Raw genomic sequence first — 18,822 nt, 5'->3', positions numbered from 1 at the left:
CCCGCAGCACGATGAGTCGGCTCGTCCTCACCGATCTCCGCGCCGAGTCGGCTCGTCATGACGAGCCGACTCGGCGTGGATTGGTGTCAGAAGAGGTTGTCCACCAGCGGGGTCGGCGAGCCGAAGCGGTGGGCGGTGATCGAGACGGCCTGCTCGTGCAGGAACGTCAGCAGCTCGACCCGGCCGGCCTCGACGACGGGCTGGGCGTAGAGCGCGATGTCGACGCGGCCCTGGCTCTGCTCCGCGAAGACATCGCGCGACCCACCCAGGAGGCGTACGCGGCTGGGCGCATGCGCGCCGGAGAGGATCGCCGCCCACGCGGCCATGTCCTCGACGACATAGGTCGCTCCGGTCGCGCGCACCAGCGAGGCGGTCTCCTCGTCGAGCGCGTCGGCGACCGACACCGTCACCGGGGCCCCGGCGGCGACACCGGCGGCGAGGACCCGCAGCAGGTGAGCGACGGGGCCGCCCTCGTAGCGGACGGTGACCGGCACCGGGGAGTAGCGCAGCACGTTGACCTCGGCGGTCAGTCGCGAGACGTCGCGGGCGGCACCGAACTCGCGCTCCCAGGCGACCGCGTCCGACCCGGCCGCACGCTCGAGCATGTCGATGTCGTCGATGCCCAGACGGCCGGCCCAGTCGACGAGCGACCGTACGGCGGGAGCCGGCGTCGCGAGCTCGGTGGCCGGGGCCGAGACCCAGTCGCTGAGGCCGACCAGGTAGTGGGGCCCGCCGGCCTTCGTCCCGGCACCGACGGCCGACTTCTTCCAGCCACCGAACGGCTGGCGGCGCACGATCGCACCGGTGATGCCGCGGTTGACGTAGACGTTGCCGGCCTCGACCGACGAGAGCCACTGCGAGATCTCGGCCCGGTCGAGGCTGTGGAGGCCCGCGGTGAGGCCGTAGTCGACCTGGTTCTGGATCTCGATCGCCTCGTCGAGCGAGTCAGCCGAGATCAGACCGAGGACGGGACCGAAGTACTCGGTCAGGTGGAACTCGGAGCCGCGCACGACGCCGGTCTTCACCCCCGGCGACCAGAGCCGCCCGGTGTCGTCGAGCTGACGCGGCCTCACCAGCCACGACTCGCCCGGAGCGAGCGTCGTGAGCGCCTTGAGCAGCTTGCCGGAGGCGGGCTCGATGACCGGTCCGACCTGCACCGTCGGGTCGGTCGGATAGCCGACCTTCAGCGAGGTCACCGCGTCGATCAGCTGGTCACGGAAGCGCCGGGAGGTCGCGACCGAGCCGACCAGGATGCCCAGCGATGCCGCCGAGCACTTCTGCCCGGCGTGGCCGAAGGCGGAGTAGACGAGGTCCTTGACGGCCAGGTCGAGGTCGGCGTCGGGCGTGACCACCAGCGAGTTCTTGCCGGAGGTCTCGGCCAGCAGCGGCAGGTCCGGACGGAACGAGCGGAAGAGCTCGGCCGTGTCGAACGCACCGGTCAGCACGAGCCGGTCGACCAGCGGCGAGGCGATCAGCGCGCGACCGACCTCGTTCTCGGGTACGTGGACCAGGCGCAGCACCTCCTTCGGCACCCCCGCGGCCCACAGCGTCTCGACCAGGACCGAGCCGCAGCGCTGCGCCTGCGGAGCCGGCTTGATCACCACGGCCGACCCGGCCGCGAGCGCCGCCGCGACGCCACCGGTCGGGATGGCGAGCGGGAAGTTCCACGGCGGGGTGACCAGGGTGAGGCGTACGGGCACCTGCCGCGCGCCGTCGACCGTGTCGAGCCCCTCGGCCAGGCTCGCGTAGTAGTTGAGGAAGTCGATCGCCTCGGAGACCTCGGGGTCCCCCTGGTCGAGCGTCTTGCCGCACTCGGAGGCAGCGACCTCGAGCCATTCGGCCCGGCGCCGCTCGACCTCGACCGCGGCGGCCCGCAGCACGGCGGCCCGCTCGGCGCCGGACTTGCGGCCCCAGTCGGCCTGGGCGCCGACGGCGCCCTCGAGCACGGACTCGACGGCATCGACCGAGGTCACGGTGTGGTCGGCGACGAGCTGGTCGCCGAGCGTCGACGTGCCCACCCGGGCGATGATCGCCTTGCCCCACTCGCGGTTGCCGGGCAGGTGCGGGTCGGTGTCAGGGGTGTTGTCGAACGTCCGCTGCACGTCATCGGCCACCGGCTCACGGCGGTCCTGGGTCCGGTTCGGCCGGGGCACCGACTCGTCGACGGCCGCCAGGGAGCGCACGAACCGGTCCTTCTCACGCTGGTAGAGGCTCTCGGAGGAGTTGAGGTCGAAGACGGCCGACATGAAGTTCTCGGTGCTGGCGCCCTCCTCGAGACGACGCACGAGGTAGGCGATCGCGACGTCGAAGTCCTTGGGGTGCACGACCGGCACATAGAGCAGCAGGCCACCGACGGTCTCGCGGACCGCCTCGGCCTGGCCCTCGGCCATGCCCAGCAGCATCTCGAACTCGACCGAGTCACGAACCTGGCGCTGACCGGCCAGGATCCAGGCGTACGCCACGTCGAACAGGTTGTGGCCGGCGACGCCGACGCGCACGTTGGCCATCCGCTCGGGCGTCAGCGCCCAGGACAGCACCCGCTTGTAGTTGGTGTCGGAGTCCTGCTTGGTCGACCAGGTCGCCACCGGCCAGCCGTGCAGCGACGCCTCGACGTGCTCCATCGGCAGGTTGGCGCCCTTGACCAGACGCACCTTGATCGGCGCGCCCCCACGCGCTCGCCGAGCAGCCGACCACTCCTGGAGCCGCATCATCGCCGACATGGCGTCGGGCAGGTAGGCCTGCAGGACGATGCCTGCCTCCAGATCGGCCAGCTCGGGAAGGTCGAGGAGCCGCGTGAAGACGTCGATGGTCATGTCGAGGTCGCGGTACTCCTCCATGTCCAGGTTGATGAACTTCTTCGTCCCGGCGGCCGAGGACTCCGCCGCGTAGGTGTAGAGCGGGAGGAGCCGCTCGACCACGTGCTCGACCGCCTCGTCATAGGCCCAGACCGCGTGCGGCGCGACCGGCGAGGAGACCTTCACCGAGACGTAGTCGACGTCGTCGCGCGCGAGCAGCTTGCGGATGCCGGCCAGTCGTCGGTCGGCCTCCTTCTGCCCCAGGACGGCCTCACCGAGGAGGTTGATGTTCAGGTTCACGCCGCGCTCGCGGATCCGCTCGATCTGCGTGCCGAGGCGCGCGTCGGAGGCGTCGATCAGCAGGTGCCCCACCATCTGCCGCAGCGCACGGCGGGCCACCGGGATGACGAACCACGGCGCGACCAGCGACATCAGCGCGCCGAGCTTCACGCCCAGCTTCAGGTGCCAGGGCAGGAACGAAGGTACGTTGCCGGCCAGCTCACGGAGGCTGGCCGCGGCCACGCGTACGTCCTCGGGCCGGATCACCCGGTCGACGAACCCGACGGTGAAGTCGAGTCCGGCGGGGTCCTTGAGTACGTCGGCGAGGCGCTGTGCGGCCGGGGCGGCGGGCTTGGTCGAAGCCTTCGCCAGCCAGCCGCGAACGAGGTGGTCGACCTCGGCGATGAGCGCGTCATTGGTGGTCATAGAGCCGAGTATGCGACCGGAGTCACGTAAGATAAAGCGATGTTTCCTGGAGATCATTCGTAAGTAGAGGTGAACGGTTAGATGCTCGACGTCCGCCGCCTCCGTCTCCTCGCCGAGCTCGCCGCCCGCGGCACCCTGGCCGAGGTCGCCGAGGCCCTCCACCAGAGCCCCTCCTCGGTCTCCCAGCAGCTCGGGCAGCTCGAGCGCGAGGTCGGCGTCCCCCTGCTGACCAAGGCGGGAAGACGGGTCCAGCTCACCGCCGCGGCCGAGGTGCTCGTCGAGCACACGACCGAGATCCTCGCCCGGCTCGAGGCCGCCGAGGCCGCGGTCACGGCGCTCGGCGACGAGACCACGGGCACGGTGCGGGTCGCCGTCTTCCAGTCCGTGGCGCTCGCCTACATGCCGCAGGCCCTCGCCGACCTGACCCGGCGTCATCCACGGCTGCGGGTCATGCTGTCCCAGCGCGCGCCCGAGCAGGCCCTCAACGACCTCGCCCTGCGCGAGCTCGACCTGGTGGTCGCCGAGCACTACCCCGACCACGGCGCACCGCACTTCGACGGTCTCGACCGGCAGCCGCTGACCACCGACCGGCTCCGGCTGGCCGTCCCGCCCGTCGGCTCCGGGAAGATCTGGGACGACATCTCCTCCCTGGCCGACGCCGGCCGCGTCCCGTGGGCGATGGAGCCGCCGGGCACGGCGTCTCGCCACTGGATCGAGGAGCAGTGCCGCCGGGCCGGCTTCGAGCCCGAGGTCCGCTACGAGACCGACGACGTCGAGGCCCATGTCGCGCTCGTGGAGTCCGGCAACGCCGTCGCCCTCCTCTCCGACCTGATGCGGGTCCGCCATCGGACCGCGGTGCGGCTCATCGAGCTGCCGGGTTCGCCGCGGCGTACGGTCTTCACCGCGACCCGGACCGCCATCGCCGACTCCCCGGGGATCATCGCGTGCCGCGCCGCGCTGGCTCGCGTGGTGCCGCCGGACCTGACGCTGCCCGGCTGAGGGCCGATCAGGCGAAGAGGTCCTCGAGCGGCTGGTCGTGGTCGATCGTGAGCCCGTACGCCGTCGTGCGGGTGTCGATCATGGCCAGGACGGCCTCGGTGACGACCGAGGTCAGATGCTCGGCGTCGGGAATGCCCTCGCCGAGGTGGACCCAGCGGCGCACGGCGCCGAAGACCATCCCGATCAGGCCGTAGATCAGCGGGTCGACGGCTTTCTTGTCGACCTCGGAGACCTCGACTCCGGTCAGCTCGAACGCGGCCAGGATCAGCTCCTTGATCCGTTCCGCGATCCGGTCGAGTCCCTGCTGCAGGGGACCGCTGCCGTTCGGCGCGGTGTCGACGTCGGCCACCTGGTGCAGGAGCGGGTGCTCGAGCGCCCAGTTGACGTACGCCCCGACGGTGCGGGAGATGATCTGCCGGATCGATCCGGTCAGCTCCATCGCCGGGAAGAGCTTGGCCCACAGCCCGTCGAGAATGTCGGCCTGGATGGCGAGGTCGAGCTCACGCCGGTCGGCGAAGTGCCGGTAGACCACCGAGCGGGAGAGCCCTGCGGCCTGGCCGATCGCCTGCAGGCTGACGTTGACGCCGTCGGTCTCGATCAGACCGATCGCGGCATCGACGATGCGCTTTCGTCGGTCGTCGTTGTGACGCTTCCAGCGAACTGCCCTGCCATCCATGGTGGGACCATCGTAGTCCCACGTACTTCACGCCGAGCCTGGAACGCCTGTCACAGTAATCACAGGTCGCTCCGGAGCCCGGCGCCAGGAACGGCTCAGGAGAACCGGATCACCCCGTCGGCGACCGGCGCCCCGAGCCCCTTCATGTCGACGAGATAGTTCTGCTTCGCGGCCCACGGCGCGCGCTCGCCGGCCTTCGGCATCTGGTCCAGCGAGCGCTGGATGTAGCCGGAGGCCAGGTCCATGAACGGCCGCTCCTCGACGCTCGGGTCGCGGGTGACCCCGGCGACGTCGTAGCCGTTCTCGCCCATGAAGTCGAGCAGCCGGATCACGTAGTCGGTGACCAGGTCGGCCTTGAGCGTCCAGGAGGCGTTGGTGTAGCCGATCGTGTAGGCGAAGTTGGGCATCCCGGTGATCATCAGGCCCTTGTAGGCCATCTGCTCGGGCAGGCGGACCGGCTCACCGTCGACGGTGTAGTCGACGCCACCGAAGAGCCTGAGGTTGAGACCGGTGGCGGAGATGACGATGTCGGCCTCGAGCGTCTCGCCCGACTCGAGCTCGATGCCCTTCGGCACGAACGTCTTGATCCGGTCGGTCACCACCGCGGCGTACCCCTCGCGGATCGACTTCATCATGTCGCCGTCGGGGACGAAGCAGATGCGCTGGTCCCACGGGTTGTAGGGCGGGTTGAAGTGCTTGTCGACGTACGCGACCGCCTCGTCCTTGGTCATGCCGGGGCGGCCGCCGCGAGCGGTGAGTCCGTTGATCCACTGGTCGCGGATCACCTTCTTGACGACGCCGGGGGCCCGGCGCGCCAGCTGGTAGGTGCCGACGGTGAGCGCGATGTTCTCCCAGCGGACCGCCTCGTGGCCGAGCTTCTCGCGCACGCGCTTGAACGGGAGCCTGCCGAGGAGCTTGAACGGCGCCGTCTTCAGCAGCGAGGCGATCGCGTCTTGACCGGGGCGGGAGAGGATGTAGGTCGGCGTACGCTGCAGCATCGTCACCTTCTCGGCCCGGTCGCTGCCCTCGCCCGCCAGGTTGGGCAGGAGGGTGACGGCGGTCGCGCCGGAGCCGATGATGACGACCTTCTTGCCCGCGTAGTCGAGGTCCTCGGGCCAGTGCTGCGGGTGGACGAAGGTGCCCTCGTAGTCGTCGAGACCGGCGAACTCCGGCTGGTAGCCGTTGGCGTAGTCGTAGTAGCCCGAGCAGTTCCACAGGAAGCCGGCGGTGATCTCGGTCGGACCCTCGGGGGTCTCGACGGAGACCGTCCACTGCTTGTCCTCGCTGCTCCACGCGGCGCCGGTGACCTTGTGGCCGTAGTGGATCAGCTTGTCGACGCCGTAGTCCTTCGCCGTCTGGCGCAGGTAGTCGCGGATCTGATGACCGTCGGCGAGGGCCTGCGCGCTCTGCCACGGCCGCCACTTGAACGCGAAGGTGAACATGTCGGAGTCGGACCGGATGCCCGGGTAGCGGAAGAGGTCCCAGGTGCCGCCACTGGCCTCACGCTGCTCGAGGATCGCGAGCGTCTTGCCAGGAAGGCGCTCGCGGAGCTGTGCGGCCGCTCCGATGCCGGAGACGCCGGCCCCGATGATCAGTACGTCGACATGCATGTGCCTGAGGTTACCCGGAAGTATCTGATTGCGACACCCTGTCCCGCGAACTTTTGCAAGCAATTCGGAGGACAGGCAGCCGTGCACGGCTCGGTAACACCGGCGACACCCCACTTCCACGCGCGCACGCGGGGCCGCTAACCTGCGGTCTGCAGCCGTGGGGGCGGCACGCATCCACGGCGACTTCGGGGTCACTCACCCGTCGCTTTCGATGGCTGAGGCTGCATGCGGACCGCACAGTGCGGTCATGGTCTTCGAAAGGTTTTCGAGTGTTGAATTTCGTACGCGCCGGCGCGGTTGTCGCGGGCGTCTCCCTCGCCGGGCTCGCCGCAGCGCCGGCGTTCGCCACCGGTGACCACGGTGACCCGGCCGGCAACAACGGCACCGTCAAGATCGAGGAGTACGTCGCTCCCGACGACGCGCCCGACACCACGCCGGAGAACGATCCCCACCAGGACTGCAAGTTCGTCATCGAGTGGTACGGCTTCGACGAGGGCGAGGACATCATCTCGAAGGTCTCCTTCGAGCTGCAGGCGCCGACCCTCGACGGTGAGCTCACCGTCGACGGCCCCGCGGAGGTCTTCGTCGGCGGCGACCCCGCCTCCGGCGCCGGCACCGACGACGGCCTCGACGCCAGCGAGGTCTACACCCTCAACTCGACCGGTGTCGCCCACCCCAAGCAGGGCTACCACGTGAAGGTCACCGTCCACACCCCGGGCAGCCAGGGCAACGACACCAAGTCCAAGGTCTTCTGGTTCGAGAACTGCGACGCGCCGACCCAGTCGCCCTCGCCGTCCGAGTCTCCTTCCGAGTCCCCGTCGGAGTCGCCGTCGGAGACCCCGACCGAGGAGCCCTCGGAGTCCCCGTCGGAGGCCACCCCGCTCGCGGACGAGACCGAGCCCGCTGACGAGGAGTCCTCCTCGGCTCCGGTCGCCGACTCCGACGTCCCGACCAACATCGACGCCGGCCTCGCCGGTGAGAGCGACTCTGCCGTGCCCGCGATGTGGCCGCTGCTGGCCATGCTCGCCGGTGCTGCCGCTGCCGGCACCGCGCTCGTCGTGGTCCTGCGTCGCCGCGCGGCCGCTCTGGTCCACAAGGACTGAGCCGACCCGCGTCACCTGAAACGGCGCGGCGTATGACCTTCGGGTCGTACGCCGCGCCGTTCGCATCTCCTGCCGAGTCGGCTCGTCATGACGCGCCGACTCGGCAGGATCTCGGTCAGTCCTGGAACGCCGCGCCCTTCTCGATCAGCGCGTCGGCGTCGTCGATGCCCCAGGCGGCGAGGGCCTCGCGAGTGTGCTGACCCGCGCTGGCGGCCGGCCCCGCACCCAAGGTGGAGGTGGTCCGGCTGAACCGCGGAGCGGGGGCGGGCTGGGTGACGCCGTGCTGGGTGACGTACGTCTGGCGGGCCTGCAGGTGCGGATGGGTCGCTGCCTCCGACGGGGTGAGGACGGGCGCGACGCAGGCGTCGGTGCCCTCGAAGAGCTCGGCCCACTCGGCCATCGTCTTGGACGCGAAGGTCTTGGTGAAGAGGTCGCGCATCTCGTCGTAGCGCTCCATCTCGTACTGCCCCGGGCAGACCCCGTCGAGCCCGAGCCGGGTGACCATCTCGGCGAAGAACTTGCCCTCCAGCGCACCGACCGCGACCTGTCGGCCGTCGGCGGTGTCGTAGAGCGCGTAGAACGGCATCGCGCCGTCGAGCAGGTTGCTCTGCCGCTGCTCGTGCCAGGCGCCGGAGGCGAGCATCCCCGAGATCATCGTGGCGAGGTGGGCGGTGCCGTCCACGATCGCGGCGTCCACGACCTGCCCCTGGCCGGTCGTCTTCGCCGAGACGAGCGCGGCCAGGATGCCCATCACCAGATAGGTCGATCCGCCACCGAAGTCGCCGAGCAGGTTGAGCGGGAAGTGCGGACGGGCCGGGTCCTGGCCGAGGCCGTTGAGCACGCCGGTGGTGGCGATGTAGGTGAGGTCGTGACCGGCGGACTGCGCCAGCGGGCCCTCCTGGCCCCAGCCGGTCATCCGGCCGTAGACGAGACGCGGGTTGCGCTCCAGGCAGGCGTCGGGGCCCAGTCCGAGGCGGTCGGTGACGCCGGGGCGCAGCCCCTCGATGAGCACGTCGGCGGTCTCCACCAGGCGCAGGACGGTCTCGACCGCGTCCGGGTTCTTGAGGTCCAGCGCGATGCTCGGGCGGCCGCGGGTGAGCAGGTCGCCGGCACCGCCGCCGAGCACGTTGCCGCCCGGCCGGTCGACCCTGATCACGTCCGCACCCATGTCCGCGAGGATCGTGCAGGCGTGCGGCCCGGGCCCGATCCCTGCCAGCTCGACCACCTTGACCCCGCGGAGCGGTCCGGTGCCCTGGCCCAATGTCACTGTGGATTGCTCCCTCGACTCAGTCATGACGGCGATCCTTGCAGAGTACGGAACCCTCCGCCCGGCGTGACCTGATCGCGGAGCCGAGTCCGATACGCTCCGAGACACACTCGCCGGTGCACAGGAGCAGAGAAGTTGTCTCGGGAAATCCCCACATCCCCCCAGTCCCGCCCCAGCTCGGTCAGCCCGCTGACCGCGAACGATCCCCGCGAGATGGGTCCGTACGCGCTCACCGGCCGCCTCGGCCACGGCGGCATGGGCGTCGTCTACCTGGGCGAGGACGCGAACGGGATGCAGGCGGCCGTGAAGGTGATCCTCCCCGAGCTCACCTCCGACCCGGGCTTCCGCGCGCGCTTCGAGCGTGAGATCGAGGCTGCCAAGAGGGTCGAGAGCCGGTTCACCGCGCGGGTCCTCGACGCCGACCCCGATGCCGAGCAGCCCTGGATGGCGAGCGAGTACGTCCCCGACCCGCCGCTCAGCAAGCTGGTCGGCAACGGCCAGCGCCTGCCCGAGATCGACGTACGCCAGCTGGTCGCCGGCGTCACCGAGGCTCTCGCCGCGGTGCACCGTACAGGGCTGGTCCACCGCGACATCAAGCCGGGCAACATCCTCTACGGCACCACCGACCCGTGCGTGATCGACATGGGCATCGCCCGCTCGGTCGACGGCACCGCGCTGACCCAGACCGGCAAGGCGGTCGGCACCTACGGCTACCAGGCACCGGAGCAGGTCCAGACCGGCACCTTCTCCAGCGCCGTCGACATCTGGGCACTGGGTCTGGTCGCCTTCGTCGCCGCCACCGGTCGCTGGCCGTTCAGCGGCGAGATCGGCTCGATGGGACATCTCCTCAAGGGCGAGTCGCCCAACCTGAGCCTCTGCCCGGTCTACCTGCGTCCGCTGGTCGCCGCGTGCCTGGCCGAGGACCCGGCCGCACGCCCGTCCGCCGCGGACATCCTCGCCACCAACGGCGACTGGACCCTGTTGCCCGCCCCAGTCACCTCGGCGGAGGAGACCAGCCTTGGGGCGCTGCCGCCGGCACTCGCCACGGGTGGGATCGCTCGCGCCCCACACCCTGCCACGGCTTCCGGCAACACCGCCGACCTGCCGACGCTGGCGCCCACGTTCGCAGAGCCTGCCGAGCCCTCCGGCCGCCGGTGGAAGGTCGCGGTGCTGGCCGCGGCGGCGGTGGTCCTCGTCTCGGCCGGTGTGGCCGTCGCCGCCAACCCCGGTCTCCTGACCGGCGAGGACGACACCCCGACCGTCGGCGAGGTGACCCCGTCCGCCGAGCCGACCACCGGCGAGGAGAGCACGGCGCCGAGCACACCCGTCGGCGGCGCGGTCGACACCGGGACGGATCCCGGGCTGAACGAGGAGCCCGGTGGCGGCGGCGCCGAGGACGACGGCGAGATCGCGCCCAGCAACGGTGCCCCCACCGGCGACGCGACTCCTTCGACCTCACCCGACGCGAGCGCGACGGCCCCCAGCGACCCGGCCACCGACCCGGCCACCGAGACACCGACGGCCGAGCCGACCGAGACCGCGACGGCCGAGCCGACCGAGGATCCTGCCGGGGATCCGACGGCGACCGCGACTCCCTGACGGCGTACCCGGCTCGTTCCGGGAGGCGGCTCACAGGGGTTTGAGAGACCCCGGTCACACCGTGGCCGAGGTTGGATCGATCAAGGTGGCCGGGCGTCCCGTCGTACCGATAATCGAGCCTGGCGGGGTGTGCCGTCCATCTTCCCGAGCAACCGAAAGTTGAGCTGTGAGCGACACCGACGAGACCTTCAACGACTGGCAGCACCGCGAGGAGCTCGCGGAGACGATGATCCCGATCATCGGCAAGCTCTACCGCGAGAAGGATGTCACCATCCTGGTCCACAGCCGGTCGCTGGTGAGCAAGTCCGACATCTCGATCCTGAAGGCGCACCGCTTCGCGCGCCAGATCGAGGGTGAGGAGCTCTCGGTCACCGAGACGTTCCCGCTGCTCCAGGCGGTCGCGAAGCTCGACCTCGGTCCCTCGAAGATCGACCTGGGCCTGCTCGCGGTCCAGTACGCCGAGGACCAGCGCGGTCTCTCCGTCGACGACTTCGTCGCCGAGAAGCTGTCCGGCGCCACGGGCGAGAACAAGCTCGCGCGCAACGGCGGCCAGGACGTCGTGCTCTACGGCTTCGGCCGGATCGGCCGGCTCGTCGCCCGGCTCCTCGTCGAGAAGGCCGGCTCGCGCCACGGTCTGCGGCTGAAGGCCGTGGTCGTGCGCAAGGGTGGCGAGGACGACCTCATCAAGCGCGCCTCGCTGCTACGTCGCGACTCGATCCACGGGCAGTTCGCCGGCACCATCACGGTGGACGAGAAAAATGGCGTGATCATCGCCAACGGCAACCCGATCCAGTTCATCTACTCCAACGACCCGACGACGGTCGACTACACGGCGTACGGCATCAAGGACGCCATCCTCATCGACAACACCGGCAGGTGGCGTGACCGCGAGGGCCTCTCGCAGCACCTGCGCCCAGGCATCAAGAAGGTCCTGCTGACCGCGCCGGGCAAGGGCGACGTCCCCAACATCGTCCACGGCGTCAACCACCAGACCCTCACCGGCGACGAGCAGGTCATCTCCTGCGCGTCCTGCACGACCAACGCGATCGTGCCGCCGCTGAAGCTGATGGAGGACCGCTTCGGCATCGTCCGCGGTCACGTCGAGACGGTGCACTCGTTCACCAACGACCAGAACCTGCTGGACAACTACCACAAGGCCGACCGTCGCGGCCGTTCTGCACCGCTCAACCTGGTGCTCACCGAGACCGGTGCCGCCTCCGCCGTGGCCAAGGCGCTCCCGGACCTGAAGGCGAAGATCACCGGCAACTCGATCCGCATCCCCACCCCGGACGTCTCGATCGCGATCCTGTCGCTCTCGCTCAAGAGCGAGACCTCGAAGGAAGAGGTCGTCGACTACCTCCGCGAGGCCTCGCTCACCGGTGAGCTGCGTCGCCAGGTGGACTTCACCACCGCCCGCGACGCGGTCTCCTCGGACTTCATCGGCTCCCGCGCCGCCTCGATCGTCGACGGCAACGCGACGATCGTCGACGGCGACTCCGCGATCCTCTACGTCTGGTACGACAACGAGTTCGGCTACTCCTGCCAGGTCGTCCGCACCGTGCAGTCGATCTCCGGTGTCGAGTACCCGACCTTCCCGGCCCCGGCCGCCGTCTGAGCCCGACCTCTACGCTGCCCCGTCCCGTCCGATCTCCGGATGAGGCGGGGCAGCGTTCATTCACCCGCCCGTCAATGACCGAGCAACGCGAGGGGAACCACGGCAACCCCGTCCGGGCGCCGGTACGCGCGAGACCCCGTCGTGAGGACGACGAGGTCGACCACGTCGTTCGGGAGACGCTCGCGAAGCCACAGAAGATGGCGTACGTCGGTGTCGTTGACGTTGGCCGCCAGCTTGACCTCGATGCCGACGACCTGCCCGTCCACCCCTTCGACCACGAGGTCCACCTCGTGGTCGCCGTTGGTGGTGCGAAGGTGCCCGACCCGGCCCTCAGCGAGCTGCGCGGCAACACGCACCGACAGCGTGGCGAGCGACTCGAAGAGCGGTCCCGCCAGATGCGCCCCACGTGGAGACCCAAGCGCGCCCGCGGAGAGATTGTGGAGGCGAGCCGCGAGGGCCGGGTCGGCGAGCTGGTGCTTGGGCGCCTGCTGCAAGCGGGAGATCGGACTGCGGCTGGGGCTCCACCCGGACACCTCGTCGAGGATCCAGATCTTCGAGAGGTGGTCTCGGTAGGCGATCGTGGTGGTCTTCGCCGGCTGACTCCCGTCCCCTGCCGTGGTCGCATCGAGCAGACGTGAGTATGCGGTCGTCGTCGACGACGCCGCTGCGTACGACGCCAACCACCGGCGCAGCGTTTCCGGCCGACGCACGGCCAAGCCATGATCGGGGAGGTCCCGGTCGATGATCCGCTGCAGGTAGGCGTCGAGAAAGGTTCGGATCAGCCTCGGATCTTCTCCTTGGATGCTGGGAAAGCCACTGGCGACGATCTCTTGGAAGTACCGTCCGGCCGTGAATGCGGTGTCGCCCTGGATCTTGGCCGACTCGCCCCGGATGAGCGCGCCGAGGCTGACACTCGGCGTCGTCGACTCGCGCTCGTAGAGCGCAAGCGGTCGCATACGCAGCGAGAGAATCCGCCCCACACCCGAATGCGTGTCGACTCCGGTTCGCGGCGTCGCGCTTCCAGTCAGCAGGAACCGTCCCGCGGGCGCACCTTCGTCGACGCGACGACGTACGGAGTCCCAGACCTCCGGGAGGCGTTGCCACTCATCGAGGAGAAGGGTGCCTTCCCCAGCGTCCTGGAATCTGGGGTCGGCTTCCACGAGCGACCGCTGATCCGGTTCGTCCAACAGCCAGCGTGCGTTCGCCCGGCGACTGGCTGTCTCGGTCTTACCGACTCCCTTGGGGCCGTCGAGGGCGATCGCCGGCGCCAGCTTCAGCAGCTCATCAAGCTCGTCGTCCACGGTCCTTCGTAAGTACGGCACGCCGCCTACGCTACCTTCAGCAGGAGGTGGACGCTACCTTTAGCATGATAGATACGCTACCTTCAGCAGATCCTCGGGCTCGCATCCCCACCATCACGCACCTTGTGGAAAACCCTGTGGAAATCTGCCGGGCTGCCTTCTTCCTCGCCTACTGACGGACACGGGCGAGGAAGGCGCGGGTGCGCTCCTCCACAGGATCACCGAAGAGCTGCTCCGGCGGCCCCTGCTCCAGCACGCGCCCACCGTCCAGGAAGCAGACCTTGGTGGCGACCTCGCGGGCGAAGGACATCTCGTGGGTGGCGAGGACCAGCGTGGTGCCGGCGGCAGCCTCGGCCCGGACGATCTCCAGCACCTCCCCGACCAGCTCGGGGTCGAGAGCAGCGGTGATCTCGTCCAGGAGGAGCAGCCGCGGCCGGGTGCACATCGCGCGCACCAGCGCGACCCGCTGCTGCTGACCTCCGGAGAGGGCGTCGGGGTGGGCGTCGGCCTTGTCGGCCAGGCCGAACCGGGCCAGCAGCTCCCGGGCTCGATCGGCAGCCTCACCAGGGCGAACACCGTGCACCCGCACCTGTGCCAGCGTGCAGTTGTCGAGCACCGACAGATGCGGGAAGAGGTTGTACGCCTGGAAGACCATCCCTATCTCGCGGCGGACCGAGCGCGGGTCCACGAGCGGGTCGGAGATCTCCCGGCCGTCGAAGGTGATGACCCCGTCGTCGATCGTCTCGAGCAGGTTGAGGCAGCGCAGCAGGGTCGACTTCCCCGATCCCGAGGCACCGATCAGACAGACCACGTCGTGCTCGGCCACCGACAGGTCCAGGTCGTCCAGAACAACCTTTCCGGGCTGGGCCTTCCCTCGATAGGCCTTCCGCAGCCCCTTGGCCTCCAGCAGCCCTGACGCCATCGAGCCCGTCATCGGCCCTGCTCCTTCTCGATCTGTCGCCGCATCAGCCAGTCGGTGAGCCGGGTGAGCGGGACCGCGACGATGAGGAAGTAGGCGGCAGCGACCAGCAGCGGCGTGCCGTTGAAGTGGTAGCCCTGGTAGTCCTGGGCCGCCCGGAGCGCCTCGAAGACGCCGACGGCCGAGATCAGCGCGGTGTCCTTCTGCAGCGAGACGAGGTCGTTCATGAGCGGCGGTACGACGCGGCGTACGGCCTGCGGGAGGACCACGAAGCGCATCGTCTGGGCGCGGGTCAGCGCCAGCGCCTCGGCCGAGGCGACCTGGGTGGGATGGATCGCCAGGATGCCGGCGCGGAAGACCTCCGCGACATAGGCGCCGTAGCAGAGCACCAGGGCGAACGTGGTCAGCCAGAAGAGCGAGCTGGTCACCCCGGACAGGCCCAGCGCCGGGATCCCGATGCCGCAGATGACCACGACCATGATCGACGGCACCCCGCGGAACAGGTCGGTGTAGCCGGTCGCCAGGAGCCGCAGCGGCGCCAGCCACGGGGAGGTGGTCTGGCGGGCGATCGCGACGAGGGCGCCGAGGACGAGCACGCACGGCTCGGCGACCAGGAAGATCCGGATGTTGATCCAGAACCCCTCCGCGATCGCCGCGAACGAGTCACGTGCATGGGACCAGCTCAGGAAGTACTCCCGGACCCGGTCCCACCCCGGTGAGGAGACGACCAGCAGCGCCAGCCCGACCACGACCACGACGGTCACCGCGGTGGCGATGGCGACCTGCTGGAACCTCAGCCGACGGCGTACGGCCTGCCTCTCCAGCTCGCGCGCACTCGGTGGTCGAGCCTGTCGAGCCCCCTCCACAGAACGACTCGACCCTGTCACTTCAGCACAGGAACGGAGACGACGTCGGAGAGCCACTCCTTCTCGAGCGCGGCGAGGGTGCCGTCCTCCTCGAGCGCGGTCAGCGCCTCGTCGAGGCACGGCGCTAGGCCGCTGTCCTTCTCCGTCAGCAGGCCGAACTCCTCCGGCTTCTCGCTGCTCTCGAACTGCCCGGTGATCGTGCTGCCCTCGATCTCGGCGGCGGTGATGTAGAACGCCGTGGGCAGGTCGAAGACGAGCGCGTCGACCTGGCCGTTGAGCAGGGCCTGCTTGGCCTGGTCGCTGGTGTCGAAGACCAGCGGGTCCGTGGTCGGCTGGACGTCCTCGCGGATCGCGGTGAGCGACGTGGTCGCGGTCTGGGCGCCGAGCTTGAGCCCCTTCAGATCCTCGAGCGAAGCCGCCTTGGCGGCATCGTCCTCCATGGTCACGACCGCCTGCGAGGCCGTGTAGTAGCCCTGCGAGAAGTCGACGACGCCCGCCCGCTCGGGCGTGATCGAGATCTGGTTGATGTCGAAGTCGAACTTCTTCTCGCCCGGCGTGTAGGAGGTGTTGAACGCCTGCTTGGCCCAGACGACGTCGTCCTTGGCGAACCCGAGCTGCTCGGCGACGGCGTAGGCGACCGCCGACTCGAAGCCCTTGCCGTTGCTGGGGTCGTTCTCGGAGAACCAGGGCTCGTACGCCGGGGAGTCGGTGCCGATGGTCAGCTTGCCGTCCTGCTTCAGCGGCAGGTCGGCGGCCTCGCACGAGGCGGGCGCGCCACCCTCGGCGCTGTCCTCGGCCTCGCTCCCGCAGGCGGTCAGGGCGGCAGCGAGAGCGAGCGGAGCGACGAGAAGGGCAGTAAGGCGAGTGCGCATGTGCGGAATGGTAGATGGTACGGGCACTAGCCGCTTCTTATTACTCGTGAGTAGCATACGTCCATGGCGTACGAATCCCTGCTCTCACCGATCACCATCGGGTCGCTCACCCTGCGCAACCGCGTGGTGATGGGGTCGATGCACACCGGCCTCGAGGACCACGCGTGGGACATCCCGAAGCTGGCGGCCTACTTCGCCGAGCGGGCACGCGGTGGCACCGGGCTGATCATCACCGGCGGCTACGCCCCCAACAAGCGCGGCTGGCTCAAGCCGTTCGCGAGCGAGATGAGCTCCCGGCTGCACGCCGCCCAGCACCGCCGGGTCACCGGCGCGGTGCACGAGGAGGGCGGCGCGATCGCGATGCAGGTGCTGCACGCCGGCCGCTACGCCTACACGCCGTTCTCGGTCAGCGCCTCGGCCGTCCAGGCACCGATCAACCCGTTCAAGCCCGCGGCCCTCTCCGACAAGGCTGTCGAGGCGACCGTGAACGACTTCGCCAAGAGCATCTCGCTGGCGAAGCGGGCCGGCTACGACGCGGTCGAGATCATGGGGTCGGAGGGCTACCTGATCAACCAGTTCCTCGCCGAGCGGACCAACCAGCGCGAGGACCGCTGGGGCGGCACCGCGACCAACCGGATGCGGTTCCCGGTCGAGATCGTCCGCCGGAGCCGCGAGCTGGTCGGTGACGACTTCCCGATCATCTTCCGGCTCTCGATCCTCGACCTGGTCGAGGACGGCCAGACCTGGGAGGAGACGGTCGAGCTCGCCTATGCGCTCCAGGACGCCGGCGTCTCGGTGTTCAACACCGGCATCGGCTGGCACGAAGCCCGGGTGCCCACGATCATCACCCAGGTCCCGCGCGGCGCCTGGCTCGACATGACCGCCCGCCTCAAGGCCGAGGTGGACATCCCGGTCTGCGCCTCCAACCGGATCAACACCCCCGAGCTCGCCGAGTCGGCGATCGCGGAGGGCAAGGCCGACCTGGTCTCGATGGCCCGCCCGCTGCTGGCCGACCCCGAGTTCGCCAAGAAGACCGCCGAGGGCCGCACCGACGAGATCAACACCTGCATCGCCTGCAACCAGGCCTGCCTGGACCACGCCTTCGCCAACAAGGCCGCCTCCTGCCTGGTCAACCCGCGCGCGGCGCGCGAGACGACGCTGGTGCTCACCCCGACCAAGCTCAAGCAGACCGTGGCCGTCGTCGGCGCCGGACCTGCCGGCCTCGCCGCCGCGACCTCGGCCGCCGAGCGCGGCTTCGCGGTGACCCTCTTCGAGAAGTCCTCGCAGGTCGGCGGCCAGTTCCGCCTCGCGATGGCGGTGCCCGGCAAGGAGGACTTCAAGGACACGCTGCGCTACTTCACCCGCCGCCTCGAGGTGCTGGGCGTCGAGGTACGCCTCGACACCGAGGCCACCGCCGCCGACCTGGAGTCCTTCGACCACGTCATCGTCTCGACCGGGGTCACGCCGCGGCTCCCGCAGATCGCCGGCTCCGAGGACGACCGGGTCGTGACGTACGCCGACGTGCTCGCCGGCCGCGTCGTCCCCGGCCGCCGGGTCGCGGTGATCGGCGCCGGCGGCATCGGCGTCGACGTGTCCGCCTGGCTGACCCACCAGCCCGAGACCCTCGAGGAGTGGAAGGCCCGCTGGGGCGTCGGTGACCCGGCGATCTTCCGCGGCGGTCTCGCCACGCCCGTGCTCGAGGCCCCTGCCCGCCAGGTGACGCTGCTGCAGCGCAAGGCCACCCCCATCGGGATCGGCCTCGGCAAGACCTCCGGCTGGGCCCACCGCGCCCACCTGAAGCAGGACGGCGTCACGCAGGTCCGGGGTGCGACGTACGACAAGATCGAGGCTGGCGACGACTCCCTCACCCTCCACTACGCCGTCGACGGCGAGCCCCGCACGCTCGAGGTCGACCACGTCATCCTCTGCGCCGGTCAGGAGTCGGTGCGCGACCTGTGGACCGAGCGGGAGCACTGGCATCTGATCGGTGGCGCCGACGTCGCCGCCGAGCTCGACGCCAAGCGCGCGATCCGGCAGGGCACCGAGGTCGCCGCCGGCTTGTAGCCTGTCCCGCATGAGCGATCCCGACTGCCTGTTCTGCAACATCGTCGCGGGCAACATCCCCTCGACGAAGGTCTACGAGGACGAAGAGACGTACGCCTTCACCGACATCGCCCCGGCAGCCGTCGGTCACACGGTGGTGGTGCCGAAGACGCACACCAAGGACGTCCTGGAGGCCGACCCGGCGGTCTACGCCGCGGCCGCCAAGACCGCCCAGGCGGTCGCGAAGCGGGCGGTCGACGTGCTGCAGGCGGACGGGGTCAACGTGCTCAACAACTGCGGGCCGGCCGCCTGGCAGACGGTGTTCCACCTGCACTTCCACGTGATCCCGCGCTACACGGACAAGACGAAGGACTCGCTCACCCTCCCGTGGGTGCCGAAGCCGGGCGACCTGGACGCGATCAAGGCGATCGGCGAGAAGCTCGCCTTCTAGG

14 protein-coding genes are annotated in these 18,822 nt (G+C 69.8%); 6 read left to right on the top strand and 8 right to left on the bottom strand.

Going from position 1 to position 18,822, the window contains the following annotated elements; all coding sequences use genetic code 11:
- Positions 1 to 86: 86 nt before the first annotated feature.
- On the bottom strand, positions 87 to 3,500 hold the full coding sequence (locus tag ACZ6WN_RS01980) for a bifunctional proline dehydrogenase/L-glutamate gamma-semialdehyde dehydrogenase (protein WP_465862356.1): 3,414 nt from the start codon (positions 3,498 to 3,500) through the stop codon (positions 87 to 89).
- An 81-nt stretch (positions 3,501 to 3,581) separates the two neighbouring features.
- On the opposite strand from ACZ6WN_RS01980, the gene ACZ6WN_RS01975 reads away from it, so the two are divergent.
- Entirely contained in the window at positions 3,582 to 4,499 is a 918-nt protein-coding gene (locus ACZ6WN_RS01975) for a LysR family transcriptional regulator (RefSeq protein WP_465862355.1), read from the top strand.
- A 7-nt stretch (positions 4,500 to 4,506) separates the two neighbouring features.
- Here ACZ6WN_RS01975 and ACZ6WN_RS01970 read toward each other — a convergent pair whose 3' ends face one another.
- Both ACZ6WN_RS01970 and ACZ6WN_RS01965 read right to left on the bottom strand, forming a co-directional pair.
- Positions 4,507 to 5,175: a TetR/AcrR family transcriptional regulator gene (locus ACZ6WN_RS01970; protein ID WP_465862354.1), complete on the bottom strand. Its 669-nt coding sequence runs from the start codon at positions 5,173 to 5,175 to the stop codon at positions 4,507 to 4,509.
- A 95-nt stretch (positions 5,176 to 5,270) separates the two neighbouring features.
- Entirely contained in the window at positions 5,271 to 6,785 is a 1,515-nt protein-coding gene (locus ACZ6WN_RS01965; protein WP_465862352.1) for a flavin-containing monooxygenase, read from the bottom strand.
- A gap of 272 nt (positions 6,786 to 7,057) precedes the next feature.
- On the opposite strand from ACZ6WN_RS01965, the gene ACZ6WN_RS01960 reads away from it, so the two are divergent.
- Positions 7,058 to 7,888 (top strand): hypothetical protein, encoded by an 831-nt coding sequence (locus ACZ6WN_RS01960; protein ID WP_465862351.1) that lies wholly within the window; start codon positions 7,058 to 7,060, stop codon positions 7,886 to 7,888.
- A gap of 115 nt (positions 7,889 to 8,003) precedes the next feature.
- Here the strand turns inward: ACZ6WN_RS01960 and ACZ6WN_RS01955 are convergent, their stop codons facing one another.
- On the bottom strand, positions 8,004 to 9,182 hold the full coding sequence (locus ACZ6WN_RS01955) for a CaiB/BaiF CoA transferase family protein (RefSeq protein WP_465862349.1): 1,179 nt from the start codon (positions 9,180 to 9,182) through the stop codon (positions 8,004 to 8,006).
- Between the two features lie 186 nt (positions 9,183 to 9,368).
- Here ACZ6WN_RS01955 and ACZ6WN_RS01950 point away from each other — a divergent pair, with 186 nt between their 5' ends.
- Positions 9,369 to 10,754: a protein kinase domain-containing protein gene (locus ACZ6WN_RS01950; protein WP_465862348.1), complete on the top strand. Its 1,386-nt coding sequence runs from the start codon at positions 9,369 to 9,371 to the stop codon at positions 10,752 to 10,754.
- 166 nt (positions 10,755 to 10,920) lie between these two features.
- Positions 10,921 to 12,369: a glyceraldehyde-3-phosphate dehydrogenase gene (locus ACZ6WN_RS01945; protein ID WP_465862347.1), complete on the top strand. Its 1,449-nt coding sequence runs from the start codon at positions 10,921 to 10,923 to the stop codon at positions 12,367 to 12,369.
- Positions 12,370 to 12,440: 71 nt separating this feature from the next.
- On the opposite strand, the gene ACZ6WN_RS01940 is transcribed toward ACZ6WN_RS01945, so the two are convergent.
- From ACZ6WN_RS01940 to ACZ6WN_RS01925, 4 genes are all read right to left on the bottom strand, one after another.
- The gene (locus ACZ6WN_RS01940; RefSeq protein ID WP_465862346.1) at positions 12,441 to 13,670 is read right to left on the bottom strand and encodes an ATP-binding protein; all 1,230 of its coding nucleotides are present in this window, start codon (positions 13,668 to 13,670) and stop codon (positions 12,441 to 12,443) included.
- Between the two features lie 169 nt (positions 13,671 to 13,839).
- Positions 13,840 to 14,604, bottom strand: a complete 765-nt coding sequence (locus ACZ6WN_RS01935; protein WP_465862345.1) for an amino acid ABC transporter ATP-binding protein — start codon at positions 14,602 to 14,604, stop codon at positions 13,840 to 13,842.
- Positions 14,601 to 15,455, bottom strand: a complete 855-nt coding sequence (locus tag ACZ6WN_RS01930; RefSeq protein ID WP_465862344.1) for an amino acid ABC transporter permease — start codon at positions 15,453 to 15,455, stop codon at positions 14,601 to 14,603. Before ACZ6WN_RS01930 ends, ACZ6WN_RS01935 begins: the two co-directional genes overlap by 4 nt.
- Positions 15,456 to 15,472: 17 nt before the next feature.
- Positions 15,473 to 16,327, bottom strand: coding sequence for an ABC transporter substrate-binding protein (locus ACZ6WN_RS01925; RefSeq protein ID WP_465862343.1), 855 nt, complete (start codon positions 16,325 to 16,327; stop codon positions 15,473 to 15,475).
- 63 nt (positions 16,328 to 16,390) lie between these two features.
- Here ACZ6WN_RS01925 and ACZ6WN_RS01920 point away from each other — a divergent pair, with 63 nt between their 5' ends.
- Both ACZ6WN_RS01920 and ACZ6WN_RS01915 read left to right on the top strand, forming a co-directional pair.
- A complete protein-coding gene (locus tag ACZ6WN_RS01920; RefSeq protein WP_465862342.1) occupies positions 16,391 to 18,391 on the top strand; it encodes an NADPH-dependent 2,4-dienoyl-CoA reductase in 2,001 nt (666 codons plus the stop codon).
- Between the two features lie 10 nt (positions 18,392 to 18,401).
- The gene (locus tag ACZ6WN_RS01915) at positions 18,402 to 18,821 is read left to right on the top strand and encodes an HIT family protein (RefSeq protein ID WP_465862341.1); all 420 of its coding nucleotides are present in this window, start codon (positions 18,402 to 18,404) and stop codon (positions 18,819 to 18,821) included.
- Position 18,822 lies beyond the last annotated feature (1 nt).

The organism is Nocardioides sp. NPDC054178, from assembly GCF_055585005.1.
This window is presented reverse-complemented; position numbering and strand designations above follow the sequence as displayed.

Bases quoted from the DNA above. Each gene is read 5' to 3' on its own strand.
- ACZ6WN_RS01980 (WP_465862356.1), bottom strand. From the start codon at position 3,500: ATGACCACCAATGACGCGCTCATCGCCGAGGTCGACCACCTCGTTCGC.
- ACZ6WN_RS01975 (WP_465862355.1), top strand. From the start codon at position 3,582: ATGCTCGACGTCCGCCGCCTCCGTCTCCTCGCCGAGCTCGCCGCCCGC.
- ACZ6WN_RS01970 (WP_465862354.1), bottom strand. From the start codon at position 5,175: ATGGATGGCAGGGCAGTTCGCTGGAAGCGTCACAACGACGACCGACGA.
- ACZ6WN_RS01965 (WP_465862352.1), bottom strand. From the start codon at position 6,785: ATGCATGTCGACGTACTGATCATCGGGGCCGGCGTCTCCGGCATCGGA.
- ACZ6WN_RS01955 (WP_465862349.1), bottom strand. From the start codon at position 9,182: ATGACTGAGTCGAGGGAGCAATCCACAGTGACATTGGGCCAGGGCACC.
- ACZ6WN_RS01950 (WP_465862348.1), top strand. From the start codon at position 9,369: ATGGGTCCGTACGCGCTCACCGGCCGCCTCGGCCACGGCGGCATGGGC.
- ACZ6WN_RS01935 (WP_465862345.1), bottom strand. From the start codon at position 14,604: ATGACGGGCTCGATGGCGTCAGGGCTGCTGGAGGCCAAGGGGCTGCGG.
- ACZ6WN_RS01925 (WP_465862343.1), bottom strand. From the start codon at position 16,327: ATGCGCACTCGCCTTACTGCCCTTCTCGTCGCTCCGCTCGCTCTCGCT.
- ACZ6WN_RS01920 (WP_465862342.1), top strand. From the start codon at position 16,391: ATGGCGTACGAATCCCTGCTCTCACCGATCACCATCGGGTCGCTCACC.
- ACZ6WN_RS01915 (WP_465862341.1), top strand. From the start codon at position 18,402: ATGAGCGATCCCGACTGCCTGTTCTGCAACATCGTCGCGGGCAACATC.